The organism is Ligaoa zhengdingensis (genome assembly GCF_014384885.1).
Lineage (GTDB): Bacteria > Bacillota > Clostridia > Oscillospirales > Ruminococcaceae > Ligaoa > Ligaoa zhengdingensis.
Genome location: NZ_JACRST010000011.1, coordinates 1 through 16,514, shown reverse-complemented (window position 1 = coordinate 16,514; position 16,514 = coordinate 1). Strand labels below are relative to the sequence as shown.

The 16,514-nt window shown below is 60.1% G+C and carries 11 protein-coding genes; 8 read left to right on the top strand and 3 right to left on the bottom strand.

What is annotated here, in order from left to right; all coding sequences use genetic code 11:
- Positions 1 to 116: 116 nt before the first annotated feature.
- Positions 117 to 1,010, bottom strand: coding sequence for a DMT family transporter (locus H8711_RS08115; RefSeq protein WP_249282973.1), 894 nt, complete (start codon positions 1,008 to 1,010; stop codon positions 117 to 119).
- Entirely contained in the window at positions 1,007 to 1,888 is an 882-nt protein-coding gene (locus H8711_RS08110) for a LysR substrate-binding domain-containing protein (RefSeq protein ID WP_249282972.1), read from the bottom strand. The genes H8711_RS08115 and H8711_RS08110 overlap by 4 nt, the downstream gene beginning before the upstream one ends.
- A 163-nt stretch (positions 1,889 to 2,051) precedes the next feature.
- Between H8711_RS08110 and H8711_RS08105 the strand changes: the two genes are divergently transcribed.
- Positions 2,052 to 3,242 (top strand): coenzyme F420-0:L-glutamate ligase, encoded by a 1,191-nt coding sequence (locus H8711_RS08105; RefSeq protein WP_249282971.1) that lies wholly within the window; start codon positions 2,052 to 2,054, stop codon positions 3,240 to 3,242.
- Positions 3,223 to 3,396 carry a helix-turn-helix domain-containing protein gene (locus H8711_RS08100; RefSeq protein WP_425516142.1) on the top strand — a complete coding sequence of 58 codons (174 nt, stop codon included), beginning with the start codon at positions 3,223 to 3,225 and terminating at the stop codon, positions 3,394 to 3,396. Before H8711_RS08105 ends, H8711_RS08100 begins: the two co-directional genes overlap by 20 nt.
- Positions 3,397 to 3,456: 60 nt before the next feature.
- Here H8711_RS08100 and H8711_RS08095 read toward each other — a convergent pair whose 3' ends face one another.
- Positions 3,457 to 4,056 (bottom strand): TetR/AcrR family transcriptional regulator, encoded by a 600-nt coding sequence (locus tag H8711_RS08095; protein ID WP_249282970.1) that lies wholly within the window; start codon positions 4,054 to 4,056, stop codon positions 3,457 to 3,459.
- A 216-nt stretch (positions 4,057 to 4,272) separates the two neighbouring features.
- On the opposite strand from H8711_RS08095, the gene H8711_RS08090 reads away from it, so the two are divergent.
- The 6 genes from H8711_RS08090 to H8711_RS08065 form a co-directional block, all read left to right on the top strand.
- The gene (locus H8711_RS08090) at positions 4,273 to 6,414 is read left to right on the top strand and encodes an efflux RND transporter permease subunit (RefSeq protein ID WP_249282969.1); all 2,142 of its coding nucleotides are present in this window, start codon (positions 4,273 to 4,275) and stop codon (positions 6,412 to 6,414) included.
- Positions 6,411 to 8,669: a YhgE/Pip domain-containing protein gene (locus H8711_RS08085; RefSeq protein WP_249282968.1), complete on the top strand. Its 2,259-nt coding sequence runs from the start codon at positions 6,411 to 6,413 to the stop codon at positions 8,667 to 8,669. The genes H8711_RS08090 and H8711_RS08085 overlap by 4 nt, the downstream gene beginning before the upstream one ends.
- Positions 8,670 to 8,812: 143 nt before the next feature.
- Positions 8,813 to 9,526 (top strand): elongation factor P 5-aminopentanone reductase, encoded by a 714-nt coding sequence (gene ymfI, locus H8711_RS08080; protein WP_249282967.1) that lies wholly within the window; start codon positions 8,813 to 8,815, stop codon positions 9,524 to 9,526.
- A gap of 40 nt (positions 9,527 to 9,566) precedes the next feature.
- Positions 9,567 to 10,235: a lactate utilization protein gene (locus tag H8711_RS08075; RefSeq protein ID WP_249282966.1), complete on the top strand. Its 669-nt coding sequence runs from the start codon at positions 9,567 to 9,569 to the stop codon at positions 10,233 to 10,235.
- Positions 10,232 to 10,900: a M48 family metallopeptidase gene (locus H8711_RS08070; RefSeq protein WP_249282965.1), complete on the top strand. Its 669-nt coding sequence runs from the start codon at positions 10,232 to 10,234 to the stop codon at positions 10,898 to 10,900. The genes H8711_RS08075 and H8711_RS08070 overlap by 4 nt, the downstream gene beginning before the upstream one ends.
- A gap of 303 nt (positions 10,901 to 11,203) precedes the next feature.
- On the top strand, positions 11,204 to 16,514 hold a 5,311-nt coding region (locus H8711_RS08065; protein WP_249282964.1), incomplete at its 3' end, for a beta-L-arabinofuranosidase domain-containing protein.

Below are 16,514 nucleotides of genomic sequence, written 5' to 3'. Positions count from 1 at the left end.
ATGCAATTGACCGATCCATTCGCGGCCCCTTGAAGGGTGTTGTCCGTATCATACTCTTTTTAGGCTTTCCCAAGCCTTGGCGAAGCTGGGGGTTCTGACTCCACAAAGAAAACTCTTTATTTGGCCGGTGCGGGCGCGTTCCGCGTGTTCAGCAGCAGGATCGACGCGAAGATCAGCGCCATCCCCAGCAGCTTGGCCGGGCCGAGCTGCTCCTGGAACAAGCATATCCCCAGGATGGTGGCGACCGCCGGTTCCACCGTGGCCAGGATCGCCGCGCGCCCAGTTTCCACGCCGGACAGGCCCTCGGTGTAGAGGATGTAGGGCAGCATGGTGCACAGCACGCCGATGCCGAGGGCGCTCAGCGCATTGGACGGCTGCAACAGGGCCGGGGCCATCCCGATCACGCCGGAGAAGGGCACCACCGCGAGCGCCGCGAACAGAAAGGTGTACAGGGTGATCGTCATGGTGTCGTACCGGCGCAGGGCGTAGCGGCCGAAGATGCTGTAGAGCGCATAGCCAAAACCGGAGCCGACGCCCAGCAGCAGGCCCTTGAGGCTCATCGCGCCAGCGCCGCCCGAGAGCAGGCCGCTCACCAGGATGCAACCCGCAAAGGTGAGGGCCAGCGCGACCAATTTGCGGCGGGTGAGGCGCTCGCCGAACAACGGGGCGGAAAGCAGCACCACAAAGATGGGGGAGGTGTAGAGCAGCACCGCTGCCACCGACATCGAACTCAGCTCGATCGCGCTGAAGTAACACCAGTTGAAAAATACCAGGCTGATGATGCCGGTGCCCACAAACATCCAGCAGTCGCGCAGGCGGATGCGCAGCAGAGCGGGCTTTTTGATCGCCAGAAAAACCGCCATCACCGCCCCGGCGACCGCTGCGCGGATGGCCACCACCTGCATGGGGGTGAATCCCTCGGCGGAAAGCGCGCGGAAGAACACCCCGATGCCGCCCCAAAGCGCGGCGCCCAAAAAGATCAGCCCATAGGATTTTACAGATGAATTCACGTCAACATCTCCTTAAAACGTTCTGCCGCAAACGACGGCAGCACCCCCGCGAGGAAACACAGGCCGATCGACCGGGGCGGAACTGGATTTTTTAACTTCAGAGCGAACAGCTCCCCGCTTTCCAGGTAATCGGAGGAGAACTCCTCGATCACACAGGCCACCCCGAGCCCGATACGCGCGAACTCCAAGAGCAGGTCGTGCGCGCCCAGCTCGATCTCCGGTTCCAGCCGGACGCCGCCGCTCAGAAAGAACGAATCGACATACCGGCGAGAGCTGCTCAGCCGCTCCAGCATCACCAGATGGCTCTGCGCCAGTTCCCAGTGCTCCAGCGTGCGGCCCCGCAGGTGGGGGAACTTCCGGGCGGAGGCCACAAAGATGTCGTGCACCTCCATGCACTCGGTCACGTCGATGCCGGAGAGCTCCAACGGCAGGTTGGCAAGCGCCAGATCGATCGCCCCCGACCGCAGCAGCTCGATGGCCTGTCCGCTGGTGCGGTTGATCACCTTGAGGCGGATGTCGGGGTAGAGGCTGTGAAACCGCTCGAGGTGGGGCAGCAGGTAGTGCTCCGAGATGGTGTCGCCCGCCCCGATCGAGAGCTCCCCCGCCTGGAGATGGCGCATCCGCTCGAGCTTCTCCTCACCGGTGGCGATGATGCCCAGCGCCGACGAGATATGGCCGTAAAGCATTTCCCCCTCCGGGGTGAGGGAGACCCCGCGCCGCCCGCGGGTGAACAGCCGCCGGCCGAGCTGACGCTCGAGCTGCCCGACCGATTGGCTGACCGCCGGCTGGGTGATGTAAAGGGCCTCGGCCGCCTTAGAAAAGCTGCCCGAGCGCGCGACCTCGCAAAACACCCGGTACAGCTCCAGATTGACCAGCACAGTGTAACCCCCTTTACGAAAATATAAGAATATCTAATGATAATAAGGAAAAATACTAATTTTACTTATGTACATGGTTCTATTATAATAAATATGGTTGTAAAAAGCAAGGACGGGCGCACGGCCCGCCGCATCACATACAGCAGTAAAAAGGAGAAGGATTATGTCTAGAACAGTCGGTACGGTATCCCGCGGCGTGAGAGCGCCCATCATCCGCGAAGGCGACGACCTCGCCAACATTGTGGTCAGCTCGGTGCTGGACGCGGCGCGCTGCGAAAATTTTCCCATCCATGACCGGGACGTGATCGGCGTCACCGAGGCTGTGGTGGCCCGCGCGCAGGGCAACTATGCGAGCGTGGACGCCATCGCCGCAGACATTAAGGCGAAGTTCCCCACCGGCGAGTTCGGCGTGCTGTTCCCCATCATGAGCCGCAACCGCTTCGCCATCTGCCTGCGCGGCATCGCGCGCGGCGCGAAGAAGCTCACCATCATGATGAGCTACCCCTCCGACGAGGTGGGCAACCATCTGGTGGACGTGGACCTGCTCGATGAGAAAGGGGTCAACCCCTGGACCGATGTGCTGTCCGAGGAAAAATACCGCGAGCTGTTCGGCAGCAACCCCCACACCTTCACCGGCGTGGACTATGTCGAATATTACAAGGGTCTGTGCCGGGAGGAGGGCGCCGAGGTCGAATTTGTATTTGCCAACGCGGCCAAGACCATCCTCAACTACACCGAGAATGTGCTCTGCTGCGACATCCACACCCGCGCGCGCAGCAAGCGGCTGCTCAAAGCCGCCGGAGCCAAAATCGTGCTGGGCTTGGACGAGATCATGACCGCGCCGGTGGACGGCAGCGGCTTCAACGCCGATTTCGGCCTGCTCGGCTCCAACAAGGCCACTGAAGAGAGCGTCAAGCTGTTCCCGCGCGACTGCGAGCATTTTGTCACCGAGGTGCAGGCCCGTGTGCTCCAGGCCACCGGCAAGCATGTTGAGGTGATGGTTTACGGCGACGGCGCGTTCAAAGACCCCGTGGGCAAGATCTGGGAGCTGGCTGACCCGGTCGTCTCCCCGGCTTACACCGAGGGCTTGGTGGGCACCCCGAACGAGGTCAAGCTCAAGTATCTGGCGGACAACGACTTCGCGGACCTGTCCGGCGAGGCGCTCAAACAGGCCATCTCCAACTACATCAAGAACAAGCCCCGCGAGCTGAAGGGCACCATGGCGACGCAGGGCACCACCCCCCGCCGCATCACCGATCTGCTGGGCTCGCTCTGCGACCTTACCACCGGCAGCGGCGACAAGGGCACCCCCATCGTGTTGATCCAGGGCTATTTTGATAATTATACCGACTGATCGGTGTGCGCTGCCATTCTCCCGCGAGACCCGTAAAGCGAAGGTGGTTCGCTTTTCCACCCTCGACGCGATCTGCCGCGCGCTCGGCTGCCAGCCCGGCGACCTGCTGGAGTGGAATCCCAATGGGGAAGAAGCGGCGACCGATATCACGTGATCCCGAATAGAAAAAGACACCCAAACGGGCTGTGCACGGTGCACGCCGCTCGGGTGTCTTTTATTTTTTCAGGATTTTGCGGATCACGCCGTACAAAAACGGCTTCATATGGTCGATATCGTCCGGCTGGTTGTGGATGATCGAGCTGTAGCAGACCGAGCCACACATATCAATAATCAGAAACAGGAGCTTGAACACCTCGTCGGGATCCTGCCCCGCGAAGTAAGGGTGGGTTAAGAAGCTCTCCAGCACCTCCAGTGCCTCGCCGTATTCGGGCGAGAGCTCGTCAATCTTCTCGCGGATCAGCGGCCAGGAAAAATCGCGCTTAATCATCTGCAACACCAGCTTATTGCGCTTAAAATATTCCACGATGTAGTCCACAACAAAGATGATGTTCTCCACCAGGTCGTCGCAGCCGCGCTCGTCCGCCGCGCGATAAGCCTCCACCAGGATGCGCGAGCTCATGCGCAACACGATGTTTTCCATCACATCCGACTTGTCCTTAAAATAAAGGTAGAAGGTGCCCTTTGCCACGTTGGCTTTCTTGACGATGTCGTCGATTGAGGTCTTGTTGAACCCCTTTTTTAAGAACAGGTCATAGGAGGCGTCCACCAGGCTCTCCTTTTTTTCCTGCTTCTGCCGCTGCAATTTGCCGGCCATCCGCCTCATCTCCCCTTGTTTGTCTGACAGTAAGGATAACACTAAAATGACTAACAGTCAATATACAAAATCTTCAGGAAATGTATGGTGACTATTGGTCATTTTATCAATTGACCGCTAGTCACTTTCTGCCTATAATGGGTACAGCATAAAAAGTGACCAATGGTCATAACGGCGCGCCGCCCGATTCGCCGCGCCGCCGGAGGAGGAATCGGATTGGAACGACTTGCAAAATGGATTGTAAAGTGCAGGGTGCTCATCATCGTCGTGGCCGTGGCGCTGCTGGTGCCGTCGGCGATGGGCTACATCGGTACCCGCATCAACTACGACATTCTCAGCTATCTGCCTGAGGAGCTGGAATCGATGCAGGGGCAGAACTGTTTGGACCGGGAGTTCGGCATCGCAAGCACGGCGATCATCACAGTGGAGCACATGCCGGTGAAGGAACTGCTGGATATGAAGGCCGAGATCGAACAGGTGCCGGGCGTCAAAGAGGTGCTGTGGCAGGATAACGTCCTGGACGTCACCGTGCCCACCGAAATGATCCCGGACGACATCAGCTCGATCTACTACCGGGACGACGCCACCATGATGCTGGTCACCTTTGACGGCGGCACCTCGGATGACCGTACGATCAGCGCGCTGGAGCAGATTGAGAAGCTGCTGCGCAAGGACTGCTTCATGGGCGGTATCTCGGCCATCGAGGCGGACCTCAAAGCGCTGTTCAACAGCGAGATGCCGATCTATGTGCTGGTGGCCGTGGCGCTTTCGGCGGTGATCCTGTCGCTGGGGCAGAAGTCCACGCTGGTGCCGTTCATCTTCATTCTCGGCATCGGGTTCGCGGTGGTTTACAACATGGGCACCAACATCTTCTTCGGGGAGATTTCCTTCATCACCGAGGCGCTCGCCGCGGTGCTGCAGTTGGCCGTCACCACCGACTTTTCGATCTTTCTGCTCGACCGCTACGATGAGGAGCTCGGCCGCGGCCTCGAAAGCCAGGAGGCGATGGCCAAGGCGATCCACAACACCTTCACCTCAATCGTCGGCAGCTCCACCACCACCATCGCGGGCTTCCTTGCGATGTGCACAATGGATCTGGAGCTCGGCAGCGACATCGGTTTGGTGATGGCTAAGGGCGTGGTCTTCGGCGTGCTCACCACCGTCATCGTCCTGCCCGCGCTGCTCCTCTTCTTCGATAAGCCGATCCATAAATACACCCATCGCACCTTCATCCCGCAGCTCACCAGGACCAGCGACTTTGTGGTGCGCCACCGCAAGCCGATCGTGATTATCGCGCTGCTGCTGTTCATTCCCTTTTCAATCGCGCAGAACAAGACCAGCGTCTACTACACGCTGTTTGATTCGCTGCCCAGCGACCTGCCCGCCATCGTGGGTACCGACAAGATGAAGGAGGATTTCGACATGGCGACCACCCACTTCGTCATCCTCGACGATTCGGTGGAGGGCTACCAAGTGGCCGACATAGTCGATCAGATCGAGCAGGAAAAGGGCATCACCAGCGTGGTGGCCTATGAAAAGTTCCTGGGCGGGGGCATCCCGGAGGAGTTCATTCCCCAGTCGGTGAAGGACATCTTCCAGAGCGGCGGCAAAAAGATGTTCGTCGTCAGCACCAGCGTCAAGCCCGGTACGCCGGGCATGACCACCCAGTTGGAGAACATCAACCGGATTATCAAGCAATACGACCCGGGCGCGATGGTCGCGGGCGAGGGCGCCATGACCCAGGACCTGATCACTGTGGCCGATCACGATTTCGCCAACGTCAGCGTCACCTCCATTCTGGTGGTGTTCGTCATCATCGCCCTGGTGTTCAAATCTGCGTCGCTGCCGGTGCTGCTGGTGGCCGCCATCGAGCTCGCCATCATGATCAACATGGGCATCCCGTACTTCACCGGTTCGGTGATCCCGTTCATCTCCAGCATCGTGATCGGCACCATCCAGCTCGGCGCCACCGTCGACTACGCCATCCTGATGACCACCCGCTTCCAGGAGGAGCGCCAGGCCGGCCGGGAGAAGCTCGACGCGGTGCGCGTCGCGGCCAGCACCAGCTCCCAGTCGATCATCACCAGCGGTCTCACCTTCTTCGCCGCCAACATCGGCGTGGTGGCGGTGTCCAAAATCGAACTGATTAAAAGTATCTGTATGCTGTTGGCGCGCGGCGCCATCATCAGTATGGTGGTCATCCTGTTCGTCATGCCGGCCATCCTCGCGGTGTGCTCGGGTGTGATCGAAAGGACCAGCTGGGATTGGCTGGGCAAGAAGAAACTCGCGCGCAAAGCGCGCCGCGGGAGTGCGGCCGCAGCGAAAGCGCTCACTGTCAAAGGAGAGATGGAAGGATGAAAACCAAGAGCAAAAAGATTCTGGCCGTCCTGGTCGCGGTGACCCTGGCGTGCGTACCCAGCGTGTGGGCGTTGAACGCCGCGCCTGTTGCCGCTGATGCAGCGGCGGATGAACCTGTTTTGCCGGAACCGGCGCTGGAGGAGGCCTCCGATGAGGCTGTGGAGGGCCTCTCCAAGGACGAGAGCGTCTACGTGCTGCTCGACAGCAGCGGCGGCGTTAAAAAACAAATCGTCAGCAGTTGGCTTCACAGCGACACCGGCCTCGCCGGGGTGGAGGATGTCAGCAGCTTGCAGGGGATTAAAAACCTCAAGAGCGACGCCCAGCCCGAGCGGGACGGCGACAAGCTGCGCTGGAACACCAGCGATAGGGACGTCTATTACCAGGGCACCACCGACAACCAGCTCCCGGTGCAGGCGCAGATCAGCTACAAGCTGAATGGAAGGGAAATATCACCTGAAGACCTGGGTGGCGAGAGCGGCGAGGTGGAAATCCGCATCAAGCTGGTCAACACCTACGGCCAGACCCAGGTGATCGACGGGGTGGAGCGCCCGATTTCCCCGCTGTTTCTCACAGCGGTGATGCTCAACCTGCCCGACGACACCTTCACCAACGTCAAGGCGGACGACGGTATCCAGATGAACGAATCGACCAACCAGATCATCGTGTTCGCCGGGGTGCCCGGCCTGCGCGACAGCTTCGAGGGTCTGTTTGACGAGGAGCTGGGCGACCTCAAGGATAAGCTCAAGGATGAATTCGTCGTCACCGCACAGGCGGAGAACTTTCACCTGCCTTCGATCATGATGGCGGTGGCCAACGACAGCGAGCTGTTCGAGGACGACAACGACATCGAAGCGGACATCGACGACCTGCTCGACGGCATCGACGACCTCAACGACGCCACTGAGCAGCTGCGCGACGGCGCGGTACAGCTCGCGGACGCAGGGGTGGAGTTCGACGACAACATGGACACCCTGCGCACCAACTACAACAAATTCGACGACAAGCTGGACGAGGCGCGTGACGGCGCGAACACCCTTGCGAACGCGGTCGATGGGCTGGTCGGATCGCTCCGCTCGGCCGCGGGCAGCGCCAACCTGGGCGCGCTGCGGCAGATGCTGGGCGCGTTACAGGAGGCTCAGGCCCAGCAGGACCACCTCACCGCGATGATTCAGGCGCTGCTCACCAGCGGCGACCCGGCGTTGATGGCGCAGGGGCAGGCCCTGATGCAGCAGATGGAGGCGATGAAAGAGGCGCTCACCTCGGACGACGCGTTTATCGATTACCTTTCCACCCTTCTGGCCCAGATGATCGTGGAGGTGCAGGGCGAACTGGCGCAGCTCCCCACCGGACAGCCGGAGGTGGTCGCCCCGGAACAGAGCAAAGAAGATGAAGCCTCGTCCGACAGCAAGGATGCACCGGAGCAGCCGGCCGAAACCGAGCCCCAGCCGGAGACGCAGGTTCAGACAGAGCCCGAGCAGCCAGCGGAGGCGGGCGGGGAACCCGCGGCGGAAGCCCCGGCCGATGACACGGCGTCCGCGCCGGAGGCCGAAGTCCGGGTGCTGGGCGCGTATACGGTTTCCCAGGAGGAGCAGCTCGCGGCCGTCAAGGCGATCATCGCGGAGAAACTCGGCGGCGAGCCCTACTGCTCGCAGCTTTCCATCATGCGCAACTCGATGCTCGCCGCGCAGGCCGCCCAGCAGCTACAGGCCGACAACGCGGAGCTGCTGCAAAAGCTCGCGCTCGACCCCGACCTCGGCCCGATCCTCAAGGCGCTACAGAGCGACGACCCCGCGGTGCGCGCGGCTGCACTGGAAAAGCTGGGCGCCATGCTCGACGAGCTGCAAAAGGGTGCGGACGACCTGGCGGACGGCATGAACCAGCTGTGCCATGCCTCCTACAAGATCAGGGACGCCATCTATGAGTTCAAGGACGCCACCGCCGAGCTGCGGGATAAGACCGCCGAGTTCAGCGAGGGCATGGAGGAATTCCAGATCGACGGCATCGACGAGCTGACCGATGACGTGACCGATCTCACCGACGACGTCAAGCAGGCGCTGCATATCAAGGATGCGATCTGCGAGGCCTCCAAGGGTTTTACCACCTACACCGGCGCGCCCGATGGGGCGGAGACCAGCGTGAAGTTCATTCTCAAAACCGACGAGATCAAGGCCCCCGAGATCGAAGAGGAGGAGACCACAATCGAGGAGGAAAAGACCAGCTTCTGGGAGAAGGTCAAGGGCCTGTTCCAGCGTTGATATCCGGCGAGCCGGGACCGGCGCCGCACTGTGCGGCGCCGGTCCTTTTTGCGTTGCCTGGGGCTGTTTACAAACCCGCCCACCTGTACTATACTGAAAGAAACGGGATCGAAAGGGGGCGCATTGCGCTGGCGGGAACGGTTTTGATCACAGGGGCTTCGAGCGGCATCGGGGCCGAGACGGCCCGGCGGTTTGCACGCGCGGGATGGAAGGTGGCGATCCACTACCGCACCGGCGAGCAGCGGGCGCTGACGCTCGCGCGGGAGCTGGGGGATTGCCCGGTGACCACTGTGCAGGCGGATGTCGGCGACCCGGTGCAGGTGCGCAGAATGGTCAGCTTGGTGGAGGCGCGCCTGGGCGGGATCGACGTGCTGGTGAACAACGCGGGCGTCGCCCAGCAGAAGCTGTTCACCGAGATCACCGGTGAGGACTGGGCGCGCATGTTTGCGGTGCATGTCGATGGGACCTTTTATTGTTCACAGGCGGTGGTCCGCGGCATGATCGACCGGCACGCGGGCAAGATCATCAACCTCTCCAGCATCTGGGGGATCACGGGGGGAAGCTGCGAGGTGCATTATTCGGCGGCCAAGGCGGCGATCATCGGCTTCACCAAGGCGCTCGCCAAGGAGCTGGGCCTCTCGGGCATCCAGGTCAACTGTGTTGCACCCGGGGTGATCGATACCGAGATGAACGCGGCGCTGCCGGAGGGCGCGCTGGAGCAGCTCCGCGAGGAGACGCCGCTGGGCCGGCTGGGAACCGCTGGCGAGGTGGCCGATCTGATTCTATTCCTGGCGTCAGGGCAGGCGGATTTTATCACCGGGCAGGTCATCAGCCCCAACGGGGGCTTTGTCATATAACGAAGCTATTGACAAAAACAGACGGAAAGGATGAGGACGGATGGATCAGTACACAAAAATGATCGTCAAAAAACGCATTGAAAAGACCATTGCGGCGCTGGAAAAGAACAATATGATGGGCATTTATGTCGAGCGCAGGGAGGACGCGCCCGCCAAGGTCGCGGAGCTGATTGAGGAGGGCGCGACAGTCGCATTCGGCGGCTCGATGACCCTGAACGAATGCGGCGTGATGGAGCACCTGCGCAGCGGGCGCTACCACCTGCTGGATCGAGACAACTGCCCGCCGGAGGAGAAGGATGCGGTGCAGCGCCAGGCATTTTCAGCCGACGTCTTTCTGTGCAGCAGCAACGCGATCACCGAAAACGGCGAGCTGTACAATGTGGACGGCATGGGCAACCGCACGGCGGCGCTCATCTTCGGCCCCAAGTCGGTGATTGTTGTGGCCGGTTACAATAAGCTGTGCAAGGATGTGGAAAAGGCTTCGGTGCGGGTCAAGTCGATCGCTGCGCCCGCCAACTGCGAGCGGCTGGACTGCCGCACCTACTGTAAGGAGAAGGGGGAGTGCGCCGCGTTCGCCTCGGGCAACCGCTACATGACCTCCGGCTGCGCGAGCGAGGGGCGCATTTGCAGCACCTATGTCGTCAGCGCTTACCAGAAGATCAAAAACCGCATCAAGGTCATCCTCGTGGGCGAGGAGCTGGGCTATTGACCGCATACACACTGATACGTTCCAGGCGCAAGACCCTCGCCATCCACATCACCGAGCGGGCCGAAGTGGAGGTCCGTGCCCCGCTGCGCCTTTCCCGGTCGGTCATCGACCGCTTTGTCGCGGAGAAGAACGGCTGGATCGAGCGCCACCGCGCGCAGATGGCGGCTCGCCTGGAGCAGCGCTGTGCGCCTGCCTTCGACCGTCTGCCCTATCTGGGCGCGGACTATCCGGTGGTGCGGACCGCCGGCTCCGCGCGGTTCGACGGCGAGGCATTTTACCTGCCCTGTGTGGACATAGCGGACACAGAGACCCTGCGCACGGCTGCTGTCGGGCTCTATCGCTCGCTGGCGCAGAAGGAGCTCCCCGGGCGGGTGGCGCGGTTTGCTCCGCTGGTCGGGGCGGTTCCGTCCGCGGTCAAGATCAGCGGGGCCGCGCGGCGCTGGGGTTCCTGCTCGGGTGCGGGTTCGCTTAACTTCACCTGGCGGCTGATGATGGCCGATCCCCTGGCGGTGGATTATGTGGTGGTGCATGAGCTGGCGCATCTGCGGGAGCACAACCATTCCCAGGCTTTTTGGCGGCTGGTCGAGGATATCCTGCCCGACTACCAAGCGCGGCGCGCTTCGCTGCAAAAGCTGGCCGAACGCCTGTGGAATGAGGGCTGGTAAATAGCGAAAAGGCAATGGGCCGGGGTGATGCATCCCGGTCCGATTTTATATCGGAATGGGAAATTGTAAAAACATGTAAATTTTTTAAAATATCATGCAATGAAAAGGGGGACGGAAAATAAGTGGTGCCGGCAAGCAAGCGATGATGGATTGGCGGGGAGGGAGAGATTACTGACAAAAATTTTTTGCTCAATGTTAAAAAATTATAAAAAGATGTGCGAAAATCCCAAAGACTTTTTTCTCCAAAAAGAGGATAATAAAGTTACCAAGGTATCTCTATACGAAATGGGAGGGAACAACAAATTGAAACAACGCAAATCAACCTTGAAAAAATGGATCAGCCTGACGCTCTGCGCAGCGATGCTGTGCAGTCCGCTGACCGCGATGGCCGAAGGGCCGAACGGCGGTTCCACACCGTCGCTCCTTCGGATTAAAACGGTTGCGGATGTCCGTGTGGAGCACGGCAGCACGCTGGAGCAGGTCCAGGCCGCCCTGCCCGCCACGGTCAACGTGGTGCTCAAGGGCGAAAACCCGACCCTGCCTGCGGAAGAGGTTCTCTTTGAGGATGACTTCAGCAGCGCGGCCACCAGTGCGGAGAAGTGGGACACCACCTACGACCCGGACAAGGTGGTCAACTTCACAGATGGCAAGCTTTCGGTTGGCAGAAGCACCAACCTCAAGCTGCTCGCAAATGTGAAAACCAGCACCGACTTTGTGGTCGAGGCCACCGTGACCGGCCCGGCTGACCCGACCAACAACTTCGGCATTATGTTCCGCAGCAGTGATGTGACAGACAAGAACGCCGACTCCTACAACGGCTACTATGTCGGCGTGGGCTACAGCGGCGAAAGCAAATCAAACGGCATGTGTATCGGCTATGCCGACGGCAGCTGGCATTACATCAATTCCCCCGTGTTCGACTACAAAGCCGGACAGCCCTACACCATCAAGGTGGTCGCCTATCAGGATACCATCACGGCTTTCCTGAATGGCGCCAAAATGTATCAGTTTAAGGACAGCAAGTTCTCGGGCGATCTCATCGGCCTGCGTTCCTATGCGCAGCCGTTTGAGGCTACCGCTTTCAAAGTGAGAAGCGTCACCAACGCGGACCTCGACGAATGCGGCATCGTGAACGAGCTGGAGGCTACGGCGGATGTCGCCGAGTGGACCTGCGCGGACTACGACGGCAACACCTCCAAGACCTATGCGTTCACCGGCACCTTGGCTGAGACGGCGGCGTTTACCAACGACGACAACCTCACCGTTTCCGCCAACGTGATCGTGAAAAAACCGATCGGCGGCGCCGATGACAACACCGCCCACGCGGTGGATTTCACCCAGGTGCATATTACCGATGATTTCTGGGCGCCCCGCCAGAAGCAGTTTATCTGCGAGGTCATCCCCATCGGCATTGCGAATGTCGAAAAAGGCACCGGCGGTATCCCCAACATCAAGAATGCGGCGCTCAAGAACCGCGGCGAATCCTATGGCGGATTCAGCGGCGCGTTCTATGTGGACTCCGATGTCCATAAAGTGCTCGAATCGATGTGCCTCGCCCTTCAGGTCGACGCCAAGGGCGACCAGGAGATCATGGACGGCCAGCAGTACATCAAAGAGAAGCTGGAAGAGTGGATCCCCTACTATGTGGACGCCCAGGAGGCGGACGGTTACTTCGATACATACTTCACCCTGCAGGGCGGCTCCACCCCCAAGTGGACCGACTTCAACCTGCACGAGCTGTACTGTGCGGGCCACTTCTACGAGGCGGCTGTGGCGCACTACCGCGCGACCGGCGACACCCGTCTGCTGGATGTCGCGGTGAAGAACGCCGACTATGTCGAGAGCCTGTTCGGCCCGGGCAAATGGAAACAGGTTCCCGGTCACCAGGAGATCGAGCTGGCGCTCATCAAGCTGGCCAACCTCTGCACTGAGATTGGCGAGCTGAACGGCGTCAACTACGGCGAGAAGGCGGACAAGTACATCGCTCTCTCCAAATTCTTCCTGGATACCCGCGGCGACTATGAGGGCCGCCACGGCACCAACCACAACAGCTCCTACGATCAGGATCACGCGCCTGTCACCGAGCAGACCAAAGCGGTTGGCCACGCGGTGCGCGCGCAGTATATGTACACCGGCATGGCAGACGTGGCGCTGCAGGAGGGCACCGACGAGTATAACGACGCGCTGCTCGCCCTGTGGGACGACGTAACCAACACCCAGCAGTATGTCACCGGCGGCATCGGTTCCAACCCCGGCAACGAGGGCTTTGGTACTTCCTATGACCTGCCCAACGACACCGCATACTGCGAGACCTGCGCGCAGGTTGCCAACGCGATGTGGAACCAGCGCATGAACCTCCTGTTCAGCGAGAGCAAATACGCGGATAAGATGGAGCTCACCCTTTACAACAGCATCATCTCCTGCGTCAATTACGACGGCGACAAGTTCTTCTACGGCAACCCGATGTCGAGCGGCGGCGGCAAGACCCGTTCCTCTTGGTTCGGTACCGCCTGTTGCCCGCCCAACCTGATGCGCACCGTGATGAACCTCGGCGGTTACATCTACACGCAGAAGGGCAACGAGGTCACCATGAACCTCTACATCGCCAACAATGCGACCCTGAATGTCGGCGGCAAGCCTGTGAAGCTTAACCTCGAATCCGATATGCCTTGGGAAGGCACTTCCAAGCTGACGGTCGGCGTGGATGAGGCGCAGCAGTTCTCCATCCGGTTCCGCGTGCCCGATTGGGCCACCGGTGAAAACACTGTGATGGTGGGCGGCGAGGCTGTTTCGGCCACCCCGGATGCGAACGGCTACGTCGTGATCGATCGCGTGTGGAACGACGGCGACACTGTGGAGCTCAACTTCCCAATGGAAGCTACCCGTGTTTACGCCGATGAGCGCGTGGAAGCCGACCGCGGCTTCACCGCAGTGAAACGCGGCCCGATCGTCTATGCGGCGGAAGGCGCGGATAACGACTTCAAATTCAACATGGCGACCCTGCCGACCGATTCCGAGTTCACCACCGAGTGGGTGGAGAACCTCGACGGCGAGCCGGATCCCTACGGAATCAAATCGGTTCTGAAGATCAAGGCACCTGGCAAACTGCAATCGCTCAGCGCTGATGGCTTCGATGAGATCACCTGGACCCTGATCCCGTATTATTCCTGGTGTAACCGTGAAAAGAATAATATGGTGGTTTACATCAAGGAGGAGCCGTGGGATCTCGACGAGGCAGCGCTTGAGCTGTTTGCGACCCCGACCGCGAGCTTTACCTCCCCCTATGACAGCGTGGGCAACCTCAACGACGGCAGCGACAACCGTTGGACCGCCTATAGCTACAAGGGCAGCACAAATCCGTGGGTACAGTACGACTTTGATGTGGATGTCACCCTGTGGGGCAGCAACATCAAGTGGTACGACGACGGCGGCGGCGTGCAGGTGCCCACCGGCCTGGATATCCAGTACTGGGACGGCACACAGTTCGTTTCGGTCAACAAGATCGGCGAATACGACACCTTCATCAAATCCCAGGAGAACATCTATCGCTTCCAGCCGGTCGTGACCAACAAGATCCGTCTGGTCATCACCCCGAAGGGCGCGCTTTCCTCCAGCGGCAGCGGTATGCCCGGCATCATGGAGTGGAAGCTGCTCGGCCAGATCGGCACCGTTGATATCGACCGTCCTGAGATCACCGCAGTGCGTTACGGCGATATGCCGTTTGGCACCGATTACGACAAGTTCAACGTGGCCACCTTTGCGCCGGCTACCTCCCAGAGCTTCCGCATGGTCACCACCAATCCCAAGAAGCCGGTCGGCCTGCGTGAGTTCCGCATCCTGACCACAGACGGCGAGTATGTGGAGCAAGAGGCGTCTCTGACCGCCTCCTACACCTGCGAGCAGTGGTCGACCATCACCGGCATCAACAACGGTAAATGGGATGATTCCTCCATTTACAATGGCACCGACGACGTGTGGTCCACCTATCCGGAGACCGGCGAAAACGGCGTGCACTGGGTGCAGTTCGACTTTGCTGAACCCAAGACTGTCGCTCAGGCCGAAGCGTTCTGGTACCGCGCGTGGGATGACGGCGTTACCAAGCCGGATTCCTGGACCTTCCAGTATCTCGACGAGAGCGGCGAGTGGAAGGATGTCGAGCGGTTTGAAGGCCAAATTGTGGACTTCGACAACAACATTACCGAGTACGACGTAGACCTCCCGGTCGGCGCGAACGTACCGTTTGTCGTCGCCGATTACGACGAGAACCTGGCAATCGTGGAAATCCAGCAGCCCACCGAGCTGCCGGGCGACGCGATCATCTCCATCAAGACCGTCTCCGGCACGGATGAGCGCCTGTACACCATCCACTTTGCGGAGAAGGAAGAGCCTGTGGTTCCCCTCGAGTCCCTGGCGGTTCCCACCGCGAGCTACACCTCCCCGTATGATAAAGTAGAGGGCCTCAACGACGGCGAAGCCGGTTATCAGCACCGCTGGTCGTCTTACCTCTACACGGGGACAGAGGAAATCTGGGTGCAGTATGACTTCGATCAGGATGTCACCCTGTGGGGCAGCAACATCAACTGGTATGCTGACGGCGGCGGCGTCAAGGTTCCCGCTGGCCTGGATATCCAGGTTTGGAACGGCACCGAGTTTGTGTCGGTCGGCGAGTACGACAATTTTGTGGCAAACTCCGACAACGTTTACAACTTCCCGGCAGTTACCACCCAGAAGATCCGTCTGGTGTTGACCTCGGCCGGCAGCAATGGCCAGGGCATGCCCGGTATCACAGAGTGGAAACTGATCGGTAAGCTGGGCAGCGAAGCGCCTGCGGATCCCACTGTCACCGGCATGACTTACGGCGACTATCCGTTTACCACTGTGTATGATAAGTTCAATCTGGCAACCTTTGCACCGGTCACCTCGACGCAGTTCCGTATGCTGGCCGATGGCGGCGAGAAGCCGGTCGGTCTGGAGGAATTCCGTGTCCTGACCGAAGATGGGAACAATATCGCGATCGATGCAACTCTGAGTGCGTCCTACACCTGCGAGCAGTATTCAACCATCGATGCGATCAACAACGGCGTGTGGGGCGAAACCACAACCACCGAGACTTGGTCCACCTGGCCCGAGGCGGGCGAGCAGTGGGTGCAGTTCGACTTTGCTGAGCCTCAGACTGTGGCTGCGGTGGAAGCGTACTGGTACCGCGCGTGGGACGACGGCGTGGTTGCGCCTGAGTCTTGGAAGCTCCAGTATTTTGCGGATGGCGAGTGGAAGGATGTCGAGCGGAGCACAGAGCAGCTCGCTGACTTCGACAAGAACGTCTATGAATATGAAGTGACCCTGCCGGCAGACGCGAAACTCCCGTGTGTGGAGGTTTCCACCGACGGTATGGTAGCCGCTATCGAAACAGAGCAGGTTTCCGAGCTCCCGGGCGATGCGATTGTTACTGTGAAAGCGGTTTCTGGCAACGAGAAGACCTACACCATCCACTTTGCGGTGGAGGGCGAGATTCCCTCCGATGTGGATAAGAGCATGCTGGAATCGCTGATCAAAGCGATCGACGGAGTGTTCGAGGAAGCGCGTTACACCGAGGAGAGCTGGGCGGCGTTCGATG